13 protein-coding genes, 1 pseudogene and 1 other annotated feature are annotated in these 17397 nt (G+C 50.5%); of the genes and pseudogenes, 9 read left to right on the forward strand and 5 right to left on the reverse strand.

Annotation, left to right across the window (positions count from 1 at the left end; translation table 11 throughout):
- Window positions 1-232 precede the first annotated feature (232 nt).
- The 3 genes from KGF65_RS03810 (at window position 233) to KGF65_RS03820 (ending at window position 4158) form a co-directional block, all read left to right on the forward strand.
- Window positions 233-1759 carry an ABC transporter permease/substrate-binding protein gene (locus KGF65_RS03810; protein WP_065674456.1) on the forward strand — a complete coding sequence of 509 codons (1527 nt, stop codon included), beginning with the start codon at window positions 233-235 and terminating at the stop codon, window positions 1757-1759.
- Complete coding sequence (locus KGF65_RS03815) at window positions 1759-2730, forward strand: ABC transporter ATP-binding protein (RefSeq protein ID WP_050337792.1); 972 nt, start codon at window positions 1759-1761, stop codon at window positions 2728-2730. Before KGF65_RS03810 ends, KGF65_RS03815 begins: the two co-directional genes overlap by 1 nt.
- A gap of 96 nt (window positions 2731-2826) precedes the next feature.
- Entirely contained in the window at window positions 2827-4158 is a 1332-nt protein-coding gene (locus tag KGF65_RS03820) for an NAD(P)/FAD-dependent oxidoreductase (RefSeq protein ID WP_050337791.1), read from the forward strand.
- A 546-nt stretch (window positions 4159-4704) separates the two neighbouring features.
- Here KGF65_RS03820 and KGF65_RS03825 read toward each other — a convergent pair.
- A complete protein-coding gene (locus KGF65_RS03825; RefSeq protein ID WP_158296953.1) occupies window positions 4705-4872 on the reverse strand; it encodes a hypothetical protein in 168 nt (55 codons plus the stop codon).
- 719 nt (window positions 4873-5591) lie between these two features.
- Here KGF65_RS03825 and glpK point away from each other — a divergent pair.
- From glpK to KGF65_RS03840, 3 genes are read left to right on the forward strand one after another with little or no spacing between them, the layout of a single operon-like run.
- The gene (glpK, locus tag KGF65_RS03830; RefSeq protein ID WP_216748101.1) at window positions 5592-7109 is read left to right on the forward strand and encodes a glycerol kinase GlpK; all 1518 of its coding nucleotides are present in this window, start codon (window positions 5592-5594) and stop codon (window positions 7107-7109) included.
- A gap of 14 nt (window positions 7110-7123) precedes the next feature.
- On the forward strand, window positions 7124-8953 hold the full coding sequence (gene glpO / locus KGF65_RS03835) for a type 1 glycerol-3-phosphate oxidase (protein ID WP_050337788.1): 1830 nt from the start codon (window positions 7124-7126) through the stop codon (window positions 8951-8953).
- A gap of 14 nt (window positions 8954-8967) precedes the next feature.
- On the forward strand, window positions 8968-9690 hold the full coding sequence (locus KGF65_RS03840; protein ID WP_081484832.1) for an MIP/aquaporin family protein: 723 nt from the start codon (window positions 8968-8970) through the stop codon (window positions 9688-9690).
- A gap of 133 nt (window positions 9691-9823) precedes the next feature.
- Here the strand turns inward: KGF65_RS03840 and KGF65_RS03845 are convergent, their stop codons facing one another.
- The 4 genes from KGF65_RS03845 to KGF65_RS03860 form a co-directional block, all read right to left on the reverse strand.
- On the reverse strand, window positions 9824-10441 hold the full coding sequence (locus KGF65_RS03845; protein ID WP_003637596.1) for a sugar O-acetyltransferase: 618 nt from the start codon (window positions 10439-10441) through the stop codon (window positions 9824-9826).
- A gap of 3 nt (window positions 10442-10444) precedes the next feature.
- Window positions 10445-11590, reverse strand: coding sequence for an MFS transporter (locus KGF65_RS03850; protein ID WP_216788187.1), 1146 nt, complete (start codon window positions 11588-11590; stop codon window positions 10445-10447).
- A 3-nt stretch (window positions 11591-11593) separates the two neighbouring features.
- Complete coding sequence (locus tag KGF65_RS03855) at window positions 11594-12385, reverse strand: Cof-type HAD-IIB family hydrolase (RefSeq protein WP_050337783.1); 792 nt, start codon at window positions 12383-12385, stop codon at window positions 11594-11596.
- 69 nt (window positions 12386-12454) lie between these two features.
- Window positions 12455-13327, reverse strand: a complete 873-nt coding sequence (locus tag KGF65_RS03860; RefSeq protein ID WP_101872754.1) for an AraC family transcriptional regulator — start codon at window positions 13325-13327, stop codon at window positions 12455-12457.
- A 159-nt stretch (window positions 13328-13486) separates the two neighbouring features.
- On the opposite strand from KGF65_RS03860, the gene KGF65_RS03865 reads away from it, so the two are divergent.
- The 3 genes and pseudogenes from KGF65_RS03865 to KGF65_RS03875 form a co-directional block, all read left to right on the forward strand.
- Window positions 13487-14302, forward strand: a complete 816-nt coding sequence (locus tag KGF65_RS03865; RefSeq protein WP_101872755.1) for a Cof-type HAD-IIB family hydrolase — start codon at window positions 13487-13489, stop codon at window positions 14300-14302.
- Window positions 14303-14378: 76 nt separating this feature from the next.
- Window positions 14379-14632: a binding site (T-box leader), on the forward strand.
- Between the two features lie 156 nt (window positions 14633-14788).
- On the forward strand, window positions 14789-16162 hold the full coding sequence (gene brnQ / locus KGF65_RS03870; protein ID WP_056952534.1) for a branched-chain amino acid transport system II carrier protein: 1374 nt from the start codon (window positions 14789-14791) through the stop codon (window positions 16160-16162).
- A gap of 42 nt (window positions 16163-16204) precedes the next feature.
- Window positions 16205-17140: pseudogene (locus tag KGF65_RS03875) on the forward strand (cation:proton antiporter); the annotation flags it as partial.
- Between the last annotated feature and the right edge of the window lie 257 nt (window positions 17141-17397).

The raw sequence follows: 17397 nt of genomic DNA on the forward strand, positions 1-17397 counted from the left end.
CCGCCCTGTTCCAGCGTTGTCAGCCGGCCCCGGAAGTCGGACTAGGGCGCGCATCGGCTGACGAACAGGAATCATCCAACGACATGTTTCAACTCCATATGAAACCACAAAAGTTACAATCAGTTGCGATTTTGGGTGCGTATTACTATGATTTTGGACGGAGTATGCTACGATTAAATACATAGATAATCAGGAAGTTATCATGATTAAAGCTGGGCACTGGGAGGTACTTATGCAGACATTAATACAGACATTTATGGATCGGCGGAGTGATTTACTCACTGCGTTGTGGCAACACTTGGGGATTTCTTTGGCCGCGCTAGTCATTGCAATGGTGATTGCGATTCCGTTGGCCATTTGGGTCGTTCGCCGACCACGGTGGGCCGAGGGGTTGTTGCAACTGACCAGTGTTTTGCAGACCATTCCGTCGCTGGCACTATTGGGATTGCTGATTCCGCTAGTCGGTATTGGCACGGTGCCCGCGGTGATTGCGCTAGTGATTTACGCGTTGTTACCAATTTTTCAAAATACTTACTTAGGGATCTCAGAGATCGACGCGTCAATTGAAGAGGCGGCCGATGCATTTGGGATGTCTCGGATGCGCAAGTTGTTCAAAGTTGAACTGCCGATTGCCTTGCCACAAATCATTGCCGGGATTCGGACCGCCTTAGTGCTCATTATCGGGACGGCGACGTTAGCGGCTTTGATTGGCGCTGGGGGTCTAGGGACGTTTATCATGCTTGGGATTGACCGTAATGATACGTCGTTGCTGTTGATTGGGGCCATTTCGTCAGCGCTATTGGCGATTCTGTTGAGTGCACTCGTGCGCTGGTTCCAGACGGCCAAGCCCCGCCATGCGCTGATTGTGTTCGTGGGTATTTTGGCGTTACTCGGTGGTGGTGGCGCGTACAGCGTTTACGCCAATCGAGTTGAAACAATTACAATTGCAGGTAAACTCGGTTCGGAGCCTGACATCTTGATCAATATGTACAAACAGTTGATTGAGGCTGAAGACGACCACATCCACGTGACCTTGAAACCGAACTTTGGTAAGACGACCTTCTTATTCAGCGCTCTGAAGAATAATCAGATCGACATTTACCCAGAATTCACTGGTTCCGTCTTGGAAACTTTGGTGAAGGGCAATAATCCGGCCAGTCAAACGGCTAATCAGACTTATCAGTTAGCCAAAAAGCGGCTAGCTAAGCAGGAACAGATGACTTACTTGAAGCCGATGCAGTACAACAATACGTACGCCCTGGCCGTCACTAAGAAGTTCCAACAAGAACACCATTTGAAGACCATCAGCGATTTAACACAAGTCGAATCAATCCTCAAACCAGGGATGACACTTGAATTCATTGACCGCGATGATGGCTTGAAGGGAATCAAGAAGACGTATGGCTTGGACGTCACGGCCAAATCGATGGAACCGGCGTTGCGCTATGAAGCGATTAGCAAGGGGAAGATCAATCTGGTGGACGCCTACGCAACGGATAGTGAATTGCGACAATACAACTTGGCGCTGCTGAAGGATGATAAGCACTTCTTCCCGACGTATCAAGGGGCGCCACTCATGAAGACCAGCTTTGCTAACAAGCACCCGAAAGTCGTCCAAGCATTGAATAAGTTAGCTGGTAAGATTTCTGAAACCGATATGCAAGAGATGAACTATGAAGTCAACGTCAAAAAGAAATCGGCTTCCACAGTCGCACATAACTATCTCGTCAAACACGGCTTGTTAAAGGAGGGACGCTAATGACAACGGCAATTGAATTTCAGCACGTCCAAAAAGACTTTAATGGGCAAACCGTGATTCCCGATTTGAATCTAACGGTCGATCAGGGTGAACTGTTCGTCCTAGTAGGCACCTCTGGCAGTGGCAAGACGACGTCGCTTAAAATGATCAATCGTTTGGAACCCTTAACGGCCGGAAAAATACTGGTCAACGGGGCCGACACCACCACGGTACCGGTACGCGATTTACGGTGGCAGATGGGGTACGTCTTGCAACAAATCGCCCTCTTTCCAACCATGACGGTGGCACAAAACATCGCAGTGATTCCCGAAATGAAGGGGACGGCGAAGAAGACCATCAATCAAACGATTGACGAGTTATTGACGGAAGTCGGCCTGGACCCCCAAGAATACCGCGACCGGATGCCATCAGAATTATCCGGTGGTGAACAACAGCGAATCGGTATTTTGCGGGCAATCGCAGCGCAACCCGATATTGTGTTGATGGATGAACCGTTCAGTGCGCTGGACCCAATTTCGCGGCAACAATTACAAGATCTAGTCCTGGGACTACATGCGCGCTATCATAATACGATCGTCTTTGTGACCCATGATATGAACGAGGCGCTCAAATTAGGCGACCGCATTGGGGTCATGCAACATGGACAGCTCGTCCAAGTCGACACACCAACGGCACTGGCCCAACATCCGGTCAATGACTTCGTGCGGGACTTCTTCGGTGCGAGTCGTGCGAAAAACGTGTATGACGTTTACGTGGGCCGCGTCGGGCTCGTCCAAGGCTATCTCAAAACTGCGCCGGACGTGGCGGATGGCCGTATTCAGTCACTAGATATTCAGGCGACGCTGCGGACGGCCTTTACCGCCTTTACCGACCATGATTACTTGGCGGTCACGGAAGATGATCACGTGGTGGGTTACCTGGACCGACAACGAGTCGTCGCTTATCTGAGTCAGCATGAAGAAGTGTCTTAGTCGTCAACTAGCCCGGATTGCTTTAGACTAGGGGCTAGCTTAGTGAACAATAATTTGATCATGAGAATTTAAGAGTCAATTGAGGAGGTCTCAGTAATGACAGAACAGTATGATGTCGTTGTAATTGGTGGTGGCCCGGCTGGTAACGCGATGGCAAGCGGCTTACAGGCGCAAGGTAAGTCGGTGCTGATCGTTGAAGCTGATTTATGGGGTGGCACTTGTCCGAACCGCGGGTGTGACCCGAAAAAGATCTTGTTGAGCGCCGTTGAAGCCCAACAGGCAGCCCAACATCTCCAGCATCAAGGCTTAACGGGAACACCGACGATTGATTGGCCGGCCCTGATGGCGCATAAACGAGGCTATACCGATGGCATTAATGATGGCACGCTCAAGGGGCTGCAGCACCAAGGCATCGCGACTTTACATGGCCAGGCCCATTTTCAAAATGATGGCCAGTTAGCAGTCGGTGACCAAGTCGTAAGTGCGACGGATTACGTGATTGCGACCGGACAGCGCCCAGCGATTTTGCCGATTACCGGGCAGGAATATTTCAAGACTAGTACGGACTTTTTAGACTTAGATGAGATGCCTAAGCGCGTGACTTTCGTGGGTGGGGGCTATGTTGGCTTCGAACTGGCAGCAATTGCGAATGCTGCCGGCGCCGATGTCCATGTGATTCATCATAATGACCGGCCACTCAAAGCCTTCGATGCGGACCTCGTCCAAGATTTGATGGCGGCCATGACTGCGGACGGTGTTACTTTTGACTTGAACACGGACCTCCAAGCCATCGAACAGACCGACGCCGGCCTACGATTGACGGCACCTGACTTTGAGCTGACGACGGACCTCGTGATTAGTTCGGCGGGCCGGATTCCGAATGCGGACCAGTTAGGACTTGAAAACGTCGGTGTCACGTTTAACCGTCACGGGATTCAAGTGAACGATCGACTGCAGACGGCTAATCCGCATATTTACGCGATTGGTGATGTGAGCGATACGCCCGTGCCTAAGTTAACGCCAGTAGCGGGTTACGAAGCGCGCTACTTGGTCCAGCAACTGACCCATCCGGAAGCGGCAATCACGTATCCCGTCATCCCGACCCAAGTCTTTGCGGCACCTAAGCTGGCGCAAGTGGGCCTTAGTGCGACGGATGCGGCTGACCAGCCGGATAAATATCGCGTGAATACGCTGGATATGACCAAATGGTTCTCTTATTACCGTTTTGGCGCACAACAAGCACAGGCCAAGGTCATTATTGATCAGACTAGCGGGCAAGTCGTCGGTGCGACACTGTTGAGTGATGTCGCGGATGAAATGATCAATTACCTGACGTTACTGATTGAAAAACACGTCACGTTAGCCCAATTACAGCAACTCGTATTAGCCTACCCAACACCAGCCAGTGACCTGCAGTATCTGTACTAGCTAGCGAGAACTGGCAACTGGTTGAAACACGGTCATGAATCGTGATTGAAATGGGATAGTTCTTAAGTTCAAAAGCGGCCAGCTGAAAACCGCTGGAAAAAGTGCGTGTTCGTGTAAACCTGCAGTGATAGACGCGTCCTACGCCGGCTTCCAGGCATTTCTGACAACGCTGGAGCGCGATGGACACAGATTTAAGCCGACAGACCACGTCTTAAATACTGGTCTTCCACTAACCAAGCAAAGAACGCTTGCTAAGTGGAATTTCATCGCTGAGCATTGTCAGAAACGCCTTCCAGCCGAGGATGGTATTCGAAAGGCGGACATATGCGGACCCAACTTTTTGTTGGATTAGTCGTTGGTTCTTTGGTACACAGTCATTTTGAAATTAAACTGTGAGACTGTTTTTAACAATAACTCAATTTTTTTACCCTTAAGACATCTGACAAACGACTACACTAAACTTGCTTGTCATAATTTTCTCCAGTTGACTCAGATAACAAAATTTTGAGTTTTAAACGAAGACCGTATTATCAATTAATTTCAAGATCAGTGTCCGTTGAAATTAGTAGCATTGAGATGATAATATTCAGATAATCTTCTCAGTACTCGAACACCAAAAGTATCATCAATTCCGATTAAGTCTGAGCCTGAAGAATCTGTCACCAAATATTCAGTGGCCAATTGTACCCAGATAGGTGGTCGTTCATCCGCCATTCGAGCGGCTTCCCGACTGGCCGGGCTGGCGGACAATGCTCAAGGGCGAAATTCTTCTTGTCCGGGTGGTCTTCCCGGGCTAGAAGAAGACTCGTATTTGAAATTGCGCAGTGGGTTTCTGCGTGAGTTCAAAGCGATGTCCGCCCTGTTCCAGCGTTGTCAGCCGGCCCCCGGAAGTCGGACTAAGGCGCGCACCGGCAAACGAACAGGAATCCACTAACTGGCCCGTTTCAATTATATTTAATGCTAAATGACGTCTATTGAACATTCAAAACGTTGTGACAAGAACTAATTCTTCCTGTCACAACGTTTTTTTGCACTATTTTCAAAATCAGTATGTGAAATCATCCTCAGAATGAGCGGTGCGCCGCAGAATCATTGGAATCTGGTTGCTCGTAAACGACCGCCGATTTTCATTTTATCCGCCGCTTGTGATTGTAAGCCTAACCGTTATTTTTCATGCAGAACCGCTTGGCGACGAGGCTAAACGTTAGTAAATTAATTATTTTATAAAACCAAAAGCCGCAGCTTAATCGCGTTGAGGCCTGGTGTGTCGGGATTGAGATGTGTCATAGTAAGAAATAGTTTTAAAGTGAATTCAATTGTGCAAAATTTAATTTATGCAAATCTATTCACAAATCGTCCACGACATGTTATGATTCAATCATCAATTATGACAGCGTTTACATTTAGCCGTTATTACTAAGGAGTGACACACAATGACCGACAAGTACATTATGGCGATTGACGAAGGGACGACGAGTACCCGCGCCATTATCTTCGACCACACAGGCCATAAAGTGGCTGACTCGCAACGGGAGTTTCCACAGTATTTCCCACAACCGGGTTGGGTCGAACATAATGCGAATGAAATTTGGAATGCAGTTCTGTCTACCATTGCGAATGCCTTTATTGAATCTGGAATCAAGCCGGCTCAGATCAGCGGTATCGGAATTACGAATCAGCGTGAAACGACGATCGTCTGGGACAAAAAGACGGGCTTGCCTATTCACAACGCCATCGTTTGGCAATCACGGCAAACGGCGCCAATTGCTGAACAACTCGTGAAGGACGGTCATGGCGACCTGATTCACAAGCATACGGGCTTAGTGACCGATGCCTATTTCTCAGCTACGAAGATTCGTTGGATTTTGGACCACGTCAAGGGCGCGCAGGAACGGGCTGAAAAGGGTGAACTGCTCTTTGGCACGATCGATACTTGGTTGGTGTGGAAGCTGACGGGTGGCGCGACGCACGTTACGGATTACTCCAATGCCAGTCGGACGATGCTTTATAATATCCACAAATTAGAGTGGGATTCGGAGATTTTGCAATTATTAAATATTCCAGCCGCAATGCTGCCGGAGGTCCGGACGAATTCAGAAATTTACGGCAAGACTAAGGATTACCATTTCTTCGGCTCGGAAGTTCCAATCAGCGGTATGGCAGGTGATCAGCAAGCTGCACTGTTCGGACAACTGGCATTCGAACCAGGGACCGTCAAGAATACGTATGGTACCGGGGCGTTTATCGTGATGAACACCGGGGAACAGCCACAATTGTCAGATAATAACTTGTTAACGACGATTGGCTACGGGATCAATGGCAAGGTTTACTACGCGTTAGAAGGGTCGATTTTCGTTGCTGGTTCAGCTATTCAGTGGTTACGCGATGGCATTCGATTAGTCGAGAGCGCTCCGGATTCAGAACGGGCCGCGCGTGAATCACATAACGAAAATGAAGTGTACGTCGTGCCGGCCTTTACCGGGCTCGGCGCACCATACTGGGATTCGGAAGCCCGCGGGTCGGTGTTTGGACTGACGCGGGGGACGACGCGTGAAGACTTTATCAAGGCGACCTTACAAGCCTTGGCCTACCAGACGCGTGACGTGATCGAAACGATGAAGAAGGACTCAGGTATCGAAATTCCAGTGCTAAAAGTCGATGGTGGCGCTGCTCGTAATGATTGGCTGATGCAATTCCAAGCAGATATCTTAGATACGCAAATCATGCGTGCCGCTAACCTGGAAACGACCGCGCTCGGGGCAGCATTCTTAGCTGGTTTAAGCGTTGGCTACTGGAAAGATTTGGACGAGTTGAAAGCATCCTACAAGCCGGGGACAAGTTTTAAACCGGAAATGGGTGCAGCAGAACGAACGAACTTATACGACGGATGGCAGGCAGCGGTCAAAGCGACCCAAGTCTTCAAGCACATCCCTTATCACGCAGCGAAATAGAGGAGGACAACAACATGGCATTTTCAGCAACGACGCGTCAACAAAATATTGAACGCTTACAAAATGAAACGTTAGATCTATTAGTAATCGGTGGTGGTATCACCGGTGCCGGAGTCGCTATTCAAGCAACGGCCATGAACATGAAGACCGGTCTGATCGACATGCAGGACTTCGCTGAAGGAACGTCGTCACGGTCGACCAAGCTCGTCCATGGTGGGATTCGTTATCTGAAGACTTTTGATGTGGGGGTTGTCGCCGATACAGTTAAGGAACGGGCAGTCGTTCAAGGTATCGCGCCCCACATTCCTAAGCCAGACCCAATGTTACTCCCCATCTATAATGAGACGGGTGCGACTTTTGACCTCTTTTCAGTCAAAGTGGCGATGGATCTCTATGACAAGTTAGCGGAAGTTAAGGATCCAAAATTCACCAACTACACGCTTTCTAAGGAAGAAGTCTTACAACGCGAGCCCCAACTGAGTCCGAAAAACTTAGTCGGTGGTGGGGTCTACCTTGACTTCCGAAACAACGATGCCCGTTTGGTGATTGAAAACATCAAGAAGGCTCATGAAAATGGCGGTATCATGGCCAGTCATGTCAAGGCCACTGGGTTATTGCATGACGATGACGGCCATATCAACGGGATTACCGCTGAAGACTTGTTCACCGGCGAAACCTTTGAAATTCATGCCCGGGTCGTCATCAATACGACTGGTCCTTGGTCCGACACGATTCGGAAGATGGACCATGGCGAAACTTATCAATCACAGATGCGCCCAACCAAAGGGGTTCACTTGGTAGTCGATGCTGAAAAACTGCCGGTGCCACAACCAACCTACTTTGATTCAGGCGACCAAGATGGCCGGATGATTTTCGTGGTACCACGTGAGAACAAGACCTACTTCGGGACGACCGATACTGATTATCACGGTGACTTGGAACATCCAACGGTAACCCAAGAAGATGTTGATTACCTGCTTGAAATCGTGAACCGGCGCTACCCAACGGCGAAGATTACCTTAGATGATATTGAAGCAAGCTGGGCTGGGTTACGGCCATTGATTGCCGCTAACGGGAGTTCAGACTACAACGGTGGTAATTCTGGCAAAATCAGCGACAAGAGTTTCAAAGAAGTCATCAAAGTAGTCGACCAATTTGAAAATCAAGAAGCGAGCCGTGAAGATGTTGAGAGCGTGCTGAATGACCTCGAAAGTTCGCTGGCTGAAGACAAGTTAAGTCCATCGGCGGTATCACGGGGTAGTTCATTAACCAGTAGTCCGGATGGCCTGTTAACGTTGGCCGGTGGTAAGATTACCGATTACCGTAAAATGGCCGCGGGTGCCATGGCGTTGGTCGCCAAAATTCTGGCGGACAAGTTTGATGCCCACTTTAACGAAATCAATTCTAAGAATCTCCCGGTCTCTGGTGGCGATATTGATCCGCACAACGTTGATGCGACGATTGCCTTTTACGCAAAACAGGGGACGGATAACGGATTGACCAATGATGAAGCGCTACGGATTGCGAATATGTATGGCTCCAATGCGGCTCGGGTCTTCAGTCTGATTGGTAAAGTCGAACCGACACACGGGTTGAGCTTAGCCGAAACGATTAGCCTGCGCTACGCTTTGGATGAAGAAATGACGTTGACACCGGTTGATTATCTACTTCGGCGTACGAACCACTTACTCTTCATGCGTGACACGCTGGATGACCTGAAAGACGGTGTCATTGCGACGATGGCTGACTATCTCGGCTGGGATGCCGCAACGACGAAGGAACAAACGGATCGTTTGAACCAAACGATTGCTGAATCGGACTTAACGGCACTCAAGCAGGGCTAAAGAATGGGGTGGTCATGATGAAAGATCCATTAGCATTACAATTATTGGGGGAATTTCTCGGGACCTTTATCTTGATTCTATTAGGTGATGGGGTCGTTGCTGGGGTAACCCTCAACAAATCCAAAGCGCAAAATGCGGGCTGGGTCGCGATTACCTTAGGCTGGGGTTTTGCCGTCACGATGGGCGTCTATGCGTCCAGCTTCATGAGCCCGGCACACTTGAATCCCGCCGTTTCGTTAGGTATGGCGGTTGCGGGCAAGTTTCCATGGGCATACGTCTTGCCCTATAGTGCCGCTCAAATTGCCGGTGGGATCGTTGGTGGCCTGGCAGTCTGGCTACACTACTACCCACATTGGCAAGCTACGAAGGACGCCGGCGCCATTCTCGGAATCTTCTCGACTGGCCCTGGTATTCGGCAATATTTCTGGAACTTCATCAGTGAAGTGATTGGAACCTTTGTCCTAGTTTTCGGCTTGTTAGCCTTCACGAAAGGCCAGTTCACCGCGGGTTTGAATCCAATCGTCGTCGGAATTCTGATCATTGCGATTGGGTTGTCACTCGGTGGAACGACCGGGTACGCCATCAATCCAGCGCGGGACTTGGGACCACGGATTGCGCATGCCGTCTTACCAATCGCGAATAAAGGCACTTCTGATTGGGCCTACAGCTGGGTGCCAATTGCTGGACCACTGGTTGGTGGTGCGTTAGGTGCACTGTTGTTTAATGTATTGCCATAATTTTAGGACTGATTTGAGAGTCAGCTAGGTGGAGCACTTGGCGCTCAAACGTCAACTAGATAGATATTAAATAAACACGTCGTATTGACCACGATTATCGTGATTACGTACGACGTGTTTATTTGATTTGACATTAATCCAACAAACTCGGATCAATCTTACGGTCCTTAAAATAGTATTCACGGTCATGATCACTGACCTGGCGTAAGATATGAGCCGGATTGCCGACAGCGACGACGTTATCAGGCAAGTCTTTGGTGACGATGCTGCCGGCTCCCACGACGACATTATCGCCGATCGTGATTCCAGGGAGCACGATGACGCCGGCACCTAACCAACAATTACGGCCAATGTGGACGGGCATGTTGTATTGGTAAGCTTGTTCACGGAGGCTCGGCAGAATCGGATGGCCCGCGGTCGCAATGGTGACGTTTGGCCCAAACATGGTGTAGTCGCCAACGTAAATGTGAGTATCGTCAACCAGTGTCAGGTTGAAGTTCGCGTACACACCCTTGCCGAAGTGGACGTGGTGACCGCCAAAGTTACTGCGCAGTGGCGGCTCGATGTAGCAGTTAGGACCGATTTCGGCGAACATCTTGCTGAGCAGGATTTGCCGCTTGGTCAATTCACTTGGACGGGTCTGGTTAAAGTCATACAGTTGATCCAGGTAGCCGAATTGGCGTTTTTCAAGTTCTGGGTCGTTGGGTAGATAGAGTTCGCCCGTATGTAGGCGATCATTATTAGATGTCATGGTTTAAACTTCCTTTCGAGAATGGTGGGTCGCGGTGAGGACGGCTAGGCCACCTAAAATCAGCATGATCCAAATTAAAACATTGGCTGTGAGGGACTGAGGCCCCAACTGGCCAAGACCGTTCCAAACGAGTGGCGCGAAGAACGCACTGATGATCGTCGCAATCGTCAAGTAACTGCTCAAAACGTTGACTTGTGAGGCGTCTAAGCCGGTATTGCTGGTAAAGACTAGGTACGGTCCGGTGTAAGAGTAAATAAAGTTAAAGAACACGGCCGCGCCAATCGCAGTCGTCGCGTTAGGCGCCAACCATAGGATTAGGACTGAGCCAGCCGCCCCCGCATAGCCCAATGTCAAGGTGTAGCGATGCAAGATTCGGTGTAGATAGCCAAAGGTCAGCCCGGCCAGCAAACCACCAATGTTCATGGCGGCCAGCGTCAGATTGATCGTGGCAGCGTTGCCAAAATGGCGGGCGGCAAAGAAGCTGTGTAGTTTGAGTTGGACGCCCCAAATGAGCAGGTAAGTGATAAAGGTCAGTCCTAATAAAAGCCATTGATGACGTGGCAGACTGGCCTGTTCCGTGGTGGTCACGGGGGCCGCACTGGTCGGTTCCGGGACAAAACGGGCCACTAATCCCGCAATGATGACGAGCCCACCGTATAACCAGAAGACCGCGTGCCAGCTAATTCCAATCAACAGGCCGGCCAGACCGAGCAATACCGCGTTACCCAGTGCCGACAGTCCGGTCTGATACCCCAATAGTCGTGCCCGCAACTCACCCGTAAAACTGTGTGTTAACAGGCTGATGGCGTGCGGTGAGAAGAGGCCCACGCCTAACCCGAGACCTAAACGACTCAGCATGATGATTGTAAAGTTGGCGGTGAATGCTGGAATCAAACCCATCACCGCACTGAGTAAGAGGCCACTAATGACAACCGGCCGCAACCCCCAGCGATTCGTCAAGCGGGGATTGAGTAGCAGGGTAATCAGCGCACTGCAATTCGCAATCGTGACGACCCATTCAATCAGCGTCGTCGGGACTCGTGGAAAAGCCCGTTTGAGCTGGGGAATGATGCCCGTAATGGCGGTCGTGATCCCAGTCACGGTGGAGAGGCTGAGAATGCTGACCGTCGTGGTTAACCGTGGTTGCATGACTTACGCCTCCAGCCAATGATTGATCCATTGTAAGACGCCTTGTTCTTGGTTTGACCCTGTCGTGGCGTTGGCGACCGCCGTCACGTCGGGTTGGGCGTTAGCCATCGCGACCCCGCAGCCGACTTCCCGTAGCATTTCTAGGTCATTACCACCGTCACCAAATGCGGCCATCTCGGCAAGATCGATGCCTAAGACTTGGCCCAATTCAGCTAATCCGGCAGCTTTATTCATCCCCGGCTGGATAATGTCGATATCGCCGTGACCACTACTAGTTGGTTCGCCGAGGCCCACTAATTGGTCGCGTAATGTCGCAACGATGGCCATTGTGCGTTCAGGCGGGCATGAGATGGCGAATTTCAAGATATCATCATCGATCTGGGCGTAATCATCGACGACGGCTAAGTGGTGATAATAGTGCCGCATGTTAGCGACGTGGTCAGGGTCAGTCGTACTGAGTGTGTAGGCACTCTTGGCACCACAGACGAGTATTTTTAAATCTGGAATTGCTTGAATCTTATCTAGAATCGTTTGCACTGCCGCGGGTTGAAAGGCGTGTTGGGCGTAAACGCGCTCGGCGTCACGAATATAAGCGCCGTTTTCCGCAACGTAGATCATTTCCGGATAGTTCTTGAAGAAGGACTTCAATTGAAAGTATTGATTACCACTAGCGACGACGAAGCGGACGCCCCGCAGCTGTAGTTGTTGATAAAGTAACGCAAAGCGCGCCTCATCGTAGGTCATGTCATCGCGAAGAAAAGTCCCATCCATATCAGTTGCCATTAATTTAATCATTGTCAAAACTCCCGTCATTTATTTGATAGCCGTAGCTTACCACGGAATCGGCACAATGAAGGGACATTTTTAGAGGCAACTAGTATCAATTCGGTGATAGCGTGCGTAGGCTTGGCGGTAATCGGTCGGTGTCACGCCCTTCCAGGATTTAAAATTACGATTGAAGGTCTTGCTATTGGGAAAGCCGCACGCCATCGCGATGTAGGCGACTTTGTGGTCCGTCTCTAACAGCAAGCGCCGCGCGTTCATCAATCGAATCAAACGCAGGTAGCGGTTGACGGACATCTGGACGTTGGCGTTGAACTGCTGATTCAATGTCGTCAATGAGACGTGAAATTGGTCAGCTAAAGTATTGCCGTCGATCGGGTCAGCATAGTGTTGATTGATGGCCGACATCACGGTATCGGTCAGCGTCTGGTTCGGGTTGACCGCCGGAGCACTGATTGGGGCCGTGAACGTTTCCCCCAGCGTAGCGACGAGCTGATAAAAGTGACTGAGCACTTTCAGCCGGACCAAGTCAGTCGTGGGCGTTGCGAGTAGGTCGTGAATGGCGACTAGGTGTTGACGTACCTGGGCGTAAGCCTGCGGGTGTTCGCTCGCCGAGGACGCGCCGTGTAAGGTCAGCTGCCAATTCGCACTGGCAGGGACCTGATGCTGGAGAAAATCATCGTCAATAATCAAACCAAATTCGACCCAGTCCACCTCGGCAGGACCGCTGGCACTGTGTACGACGCGCCGATTAGTGGTCCAGAGGTCGCCCGGTCGATACTCGGCGGTTTGTCCATCAGTGACGAACTTGAGCACCGTCCCGCTGACCAGATAGTTCAGCTCGATGCCTTGATGCCAGTGGGGTGCCACCGTAATGTCGGTCAAGGGGTCGTGTTCATAATATTTAAAAGGGAGGCGGGGAATCGTCTGGACCGCCTCATGTAAGATTTCCATTGTTAGGCCTCGTTTGAATAGTTTGTAAAATCGCCCCGCCTCCTTTTAAAAATCGACCATGTTGATCGTTCGGCTATGCTATATTGGAAGTAGCCCATCGTGGAAGCGTTGGCATAACTTAATTGTAACCGTATTCGCGGATGAAAGGAACGATAATTAATGACAATTAAACTAATCGCAATTGATATTGATGACACCTTGTTGAATTCCAAGGGTGAACTGTTGCCGAGTACGATTACTGCGGTCAAAACTGCTCGGGATGCCGGCATCAAAGTCGTCCTCTGCACGGGGCGGCCGTTAGCTGGTGCCAAGCCATATCTGGATGCACTGGGCCTAGCCGGCGACGACCAGTACGTGATTACCTACAATGGCGCTGTGATCGAGAGTATTGACGGGCGCATCGTTGCCAAACACCTGATCGACAACGCCCATTACCGACAAATGACGGCGTTTGGACAACAACACCACGTGCCGTTCAACGTCCTCGATGCCGATAGTACGATTTATACCGCTGACCGGGACGTCAACTGGGTCACGGTCGTGCAGGCATGGGAGAACAAGGCCGGCCTGTTAGTGCGTGACCCTGACGACTTGCCCGCTGATTTTCAGATTGCTAAGGGATTATTCGTTGGGGAAGGTCCCCAACTGGATGCGGTGGAAGACCTAGTGAAGACGACCTTTGGTGATGAGCTGTACGTCGTTCGGGCTGCCACGAACTTCTTAGAATTGATGCACACTGGTGTCAATAAGGGTCAGGCGGTGCAGGACTTAGCCGCTGAGTTGCAGATTCAAGCGGACGAAGTGATGGCCCTGGGCGATGAACGAAATGATTTGCCGATGTTTGCCTTTGCCGGGACCGCGGTCGCGATGGGTAACGGGAGCGCGGTTGCCAAGGAACACGCGGATGCGGTGACGGCGACCAACGATGCGGACGGGGTAGCGAAAGCCATCCGCAAATGGGCGTTGACCGATTAAGCACGTGATTTGCGAAAAAAGTGTTGACAAGTCCGCACAATGAGCTTATGATTGCAAATATTAAAAATAAATGAGATTGAACGTGATGATCAGGAGAGTATAGTCAGCCTAATCTTAAGCGAGCCGCTGGATGGTGTGAAGCGGTGATGACACTGACTAGAAAGTAACCTGAGAACTGCTAGTGCGACGTGATGAAGTGTTAGCTGGGTGCCCCCATTAACGGGCCAACGTATCGTGAGTCCTAGGCTGATGCCCGACTGACCGTACGCGAAGGTGACGAGTGTGAACTCGTGACGAAGACAGGTGGTACCACGCGGAAGCGTCCTGACAAAATCAAATGATGATTTTGTCAGGACGCTTTTTTTAATCTCATGAGAGGAAGATGAACATGTTAGTAACGAGTAGTGATGGTGGTTTGTATCGAGTGTTAATGGTCACAATGACACAAACGGATGATTGGTGACCACTTGTAATGGAGGAAATGCGATGCAAACACAAAAATTAACGTTCAAACATTATCTGATTATTGGTTCCATGCTCTTTGGAATGTTCTTTGGCGCCGGTAACTTGATCTTCCCGATTCACTTAGGGCAACTCGCGGGCAGTCACTGGCTAACGGCTGGGTGGGGCTTCCTGTTAACGGGGACGCTGCTACCACTACTGGGCATTATTGCCATTAGCGTGACGCGCAGTAGTGGGATCTACGACTTGGCCCGGCCAATTGGCAAACGGTACGCGACGATCTTTATGGTGTTAACTTGTGCGACGCTGGGACCGCTCTTTGCGACACCCCGAACGGCGACGACCCCGTTTCAAATCGGGATTGCGAGCCATGTCAGTACCAGTCAGGCGCCGTGGTTCCTGTTCGCCTACTCGTTGATTTTCTTCAGTATCACCTACTGGGCGGCGCGGCGACCAACGCGTATCATTGATACGATTGGCAAGCTATTGAACCCAGCGTTCCTGATTCTGTTGGCGCTGATCTTTGGGATCGCGTTCAGTCGGCCACTGGGGCGGGCAGATGCAACGCCAACTGCCGCCTACCAACACGGGGCTTTTCTAAATGGGTTCTTGCAAGGCTACAACACGATGGATGCATTAGCGGCCCTGTTATTCGGGATTGCAGTCGTTACGGCGATTCGGGGCATCGGCCAACGTGATGCTGGGGCGATTGCGAAGACTGCGGCCAAGTCTAGCCTGCTGAGCATTAGCCTAGAAGCGGTGATTTACTTAGGGTTGATCTGGATTGGTGCGACCTCCTTGTCACAGTTCAAGTTGTCAGCGGATGGCGGGATTGCATTTGGCCAGATTGCGAATGCCTTTATGGGCGTCCCGGGTGAAATTATTCTCGCCATCATGGCGACCTTAACTTGCCTCACGACATCGGTTGGGCTGGCGACGTCCTTTGCGGAAGCTTTACACGCCAAGTTCCCCAAGATTAGTTATGCAACTTTCAACCGGCTTGCGTGTGGCGCCTCATTCATCATTGCAAACATTGGTCTGGATCAAATCATTGCGTGGTCGACGCCAATGCTGATGTTTCTCTATCCATTAGCCATTACCTTGATTATCCTGGCAATCGCGTCACCACTCTTCCAGCATGATCCCATCGTTTATCGGTGGACGACGGCGCTGACGTTGATTCCAGCCATTCTGGATGGGATTGCCTCCGCACCGACCGTTATTACCAATATACAGTGGGTCCAAACGCTATTGGCCTGGGACCAGCAGTACCTGCCGTTGGCCAAGTTGGGCTTTGACTGGGCGTTGCCGGCAGCACTCGGCCTATTGATTGGTCTGGGCTGGCACGTGGTTCGGCGGATGCAGACGGCTCACGCCTACAAAATTAGTCAGGATTAAGGTGTATGATTAGACTAAGACTTTTGATGGATGGGTGAGTGCATGGATTTTTTAGGAATACTTTGTTTGTTGATTTTGGCGACGACCTTAGCGGGACACTTTGCACATCGCGCGGGAATTCCGGCCGTGATTGGTGAGATCCTAGTGGGCGTCATTGTGGGTCCCGCAGTTCTGAATTGGGTCCATCTGACGACGCTCGTTCAGACGTTTTCGGATATTGGGGTCGTGGTGTTGATGTTCATCGGTGGTCTAGAGAGTAACCTCGCGCTGTTACGTAAATACCTGCGACCGGCAATCATTGTGGCGATTATTGGGGTCATCTTCCCGGTCATCATCATGGGCTTGGCAAGTCGCCTGTTCCAATTCAGTTGGTTCGAATCGTTATTTATTGGCGTGATTTTCTCAGCTACCTCGGTCTCGATTTCCGTGGAAGTCTTGAAAGAGTTCAAAGTACTTGACACGAAGGAGGGGGCGACGATTCTAGGCGCGGCGGTCGCTGACGACATTATCGGCGTGATCCTGCTGAGTATCATGATTGCGATGATGGGCGGCCAGGGCGACGTTGCGCAGACCAATCTCGGCGTCGTCCTCGTAGAACAAGTCGGCTTCTTCATCGGTGTGTTCTTGGTGATCAAATGGGTGGCGCCATACTTGATGGCCTTGAGCGACCATTTACTAATGGCGGCCAGCCCGACGATCATGGCAATCATCATTTGCCTGGGTCTAGCTTGGTTAGCAGAACTCGTCGGACTGAGTGGTGCGATTGGCGCGTTCTTTGCCGGCGTCGCGATTGCGCAAACGGATTACCAGCACGTGGTGGACGTTAGTATCGAACCAGTGGGCTACACGACGTTTATTCCATTATTTTTCGTCAGTGTGGGTTTGAATATGACGTTCAAGGGTGTGTGGCAATCGCTCCCGTTCATCGTGGTCATGACGGTGCTCGGGGTCCTCACCAAACTGTGGGGCTGCGGCGTTTTTTGAACGAGAGAGATTGAACAGAACGCGTGCAGTTGTGAACTTAGCTGCTGACTGATTGTAATGTGATTGCGGGTTAACGTTGCATGGGGGACTGGTTGTACGATAATCGCTAAAAAGGTGACGTTTGAAGGAAATCGCGCAACAATTCAGTTCGGCGTTATATGATAAGCATGGAAAGTAATTGATCGTTCAGGAGATTAAAATAAGTGATAGGAATTGATTTTAAAAGAAATTTTTGATGCCTTTTTTCAAGG

Source organism: Lactiplantibacillus sp. 30.2.29 (assembly GCF_018991255.1).
In the GTDB taxonomy this organism is placed as follows: Bacteria; Bacillota; Bacilli; order Lactobacillales; family Lactobacillaceae; genus Lactiplantibacillus; species Lactiplantibacillus pentosus.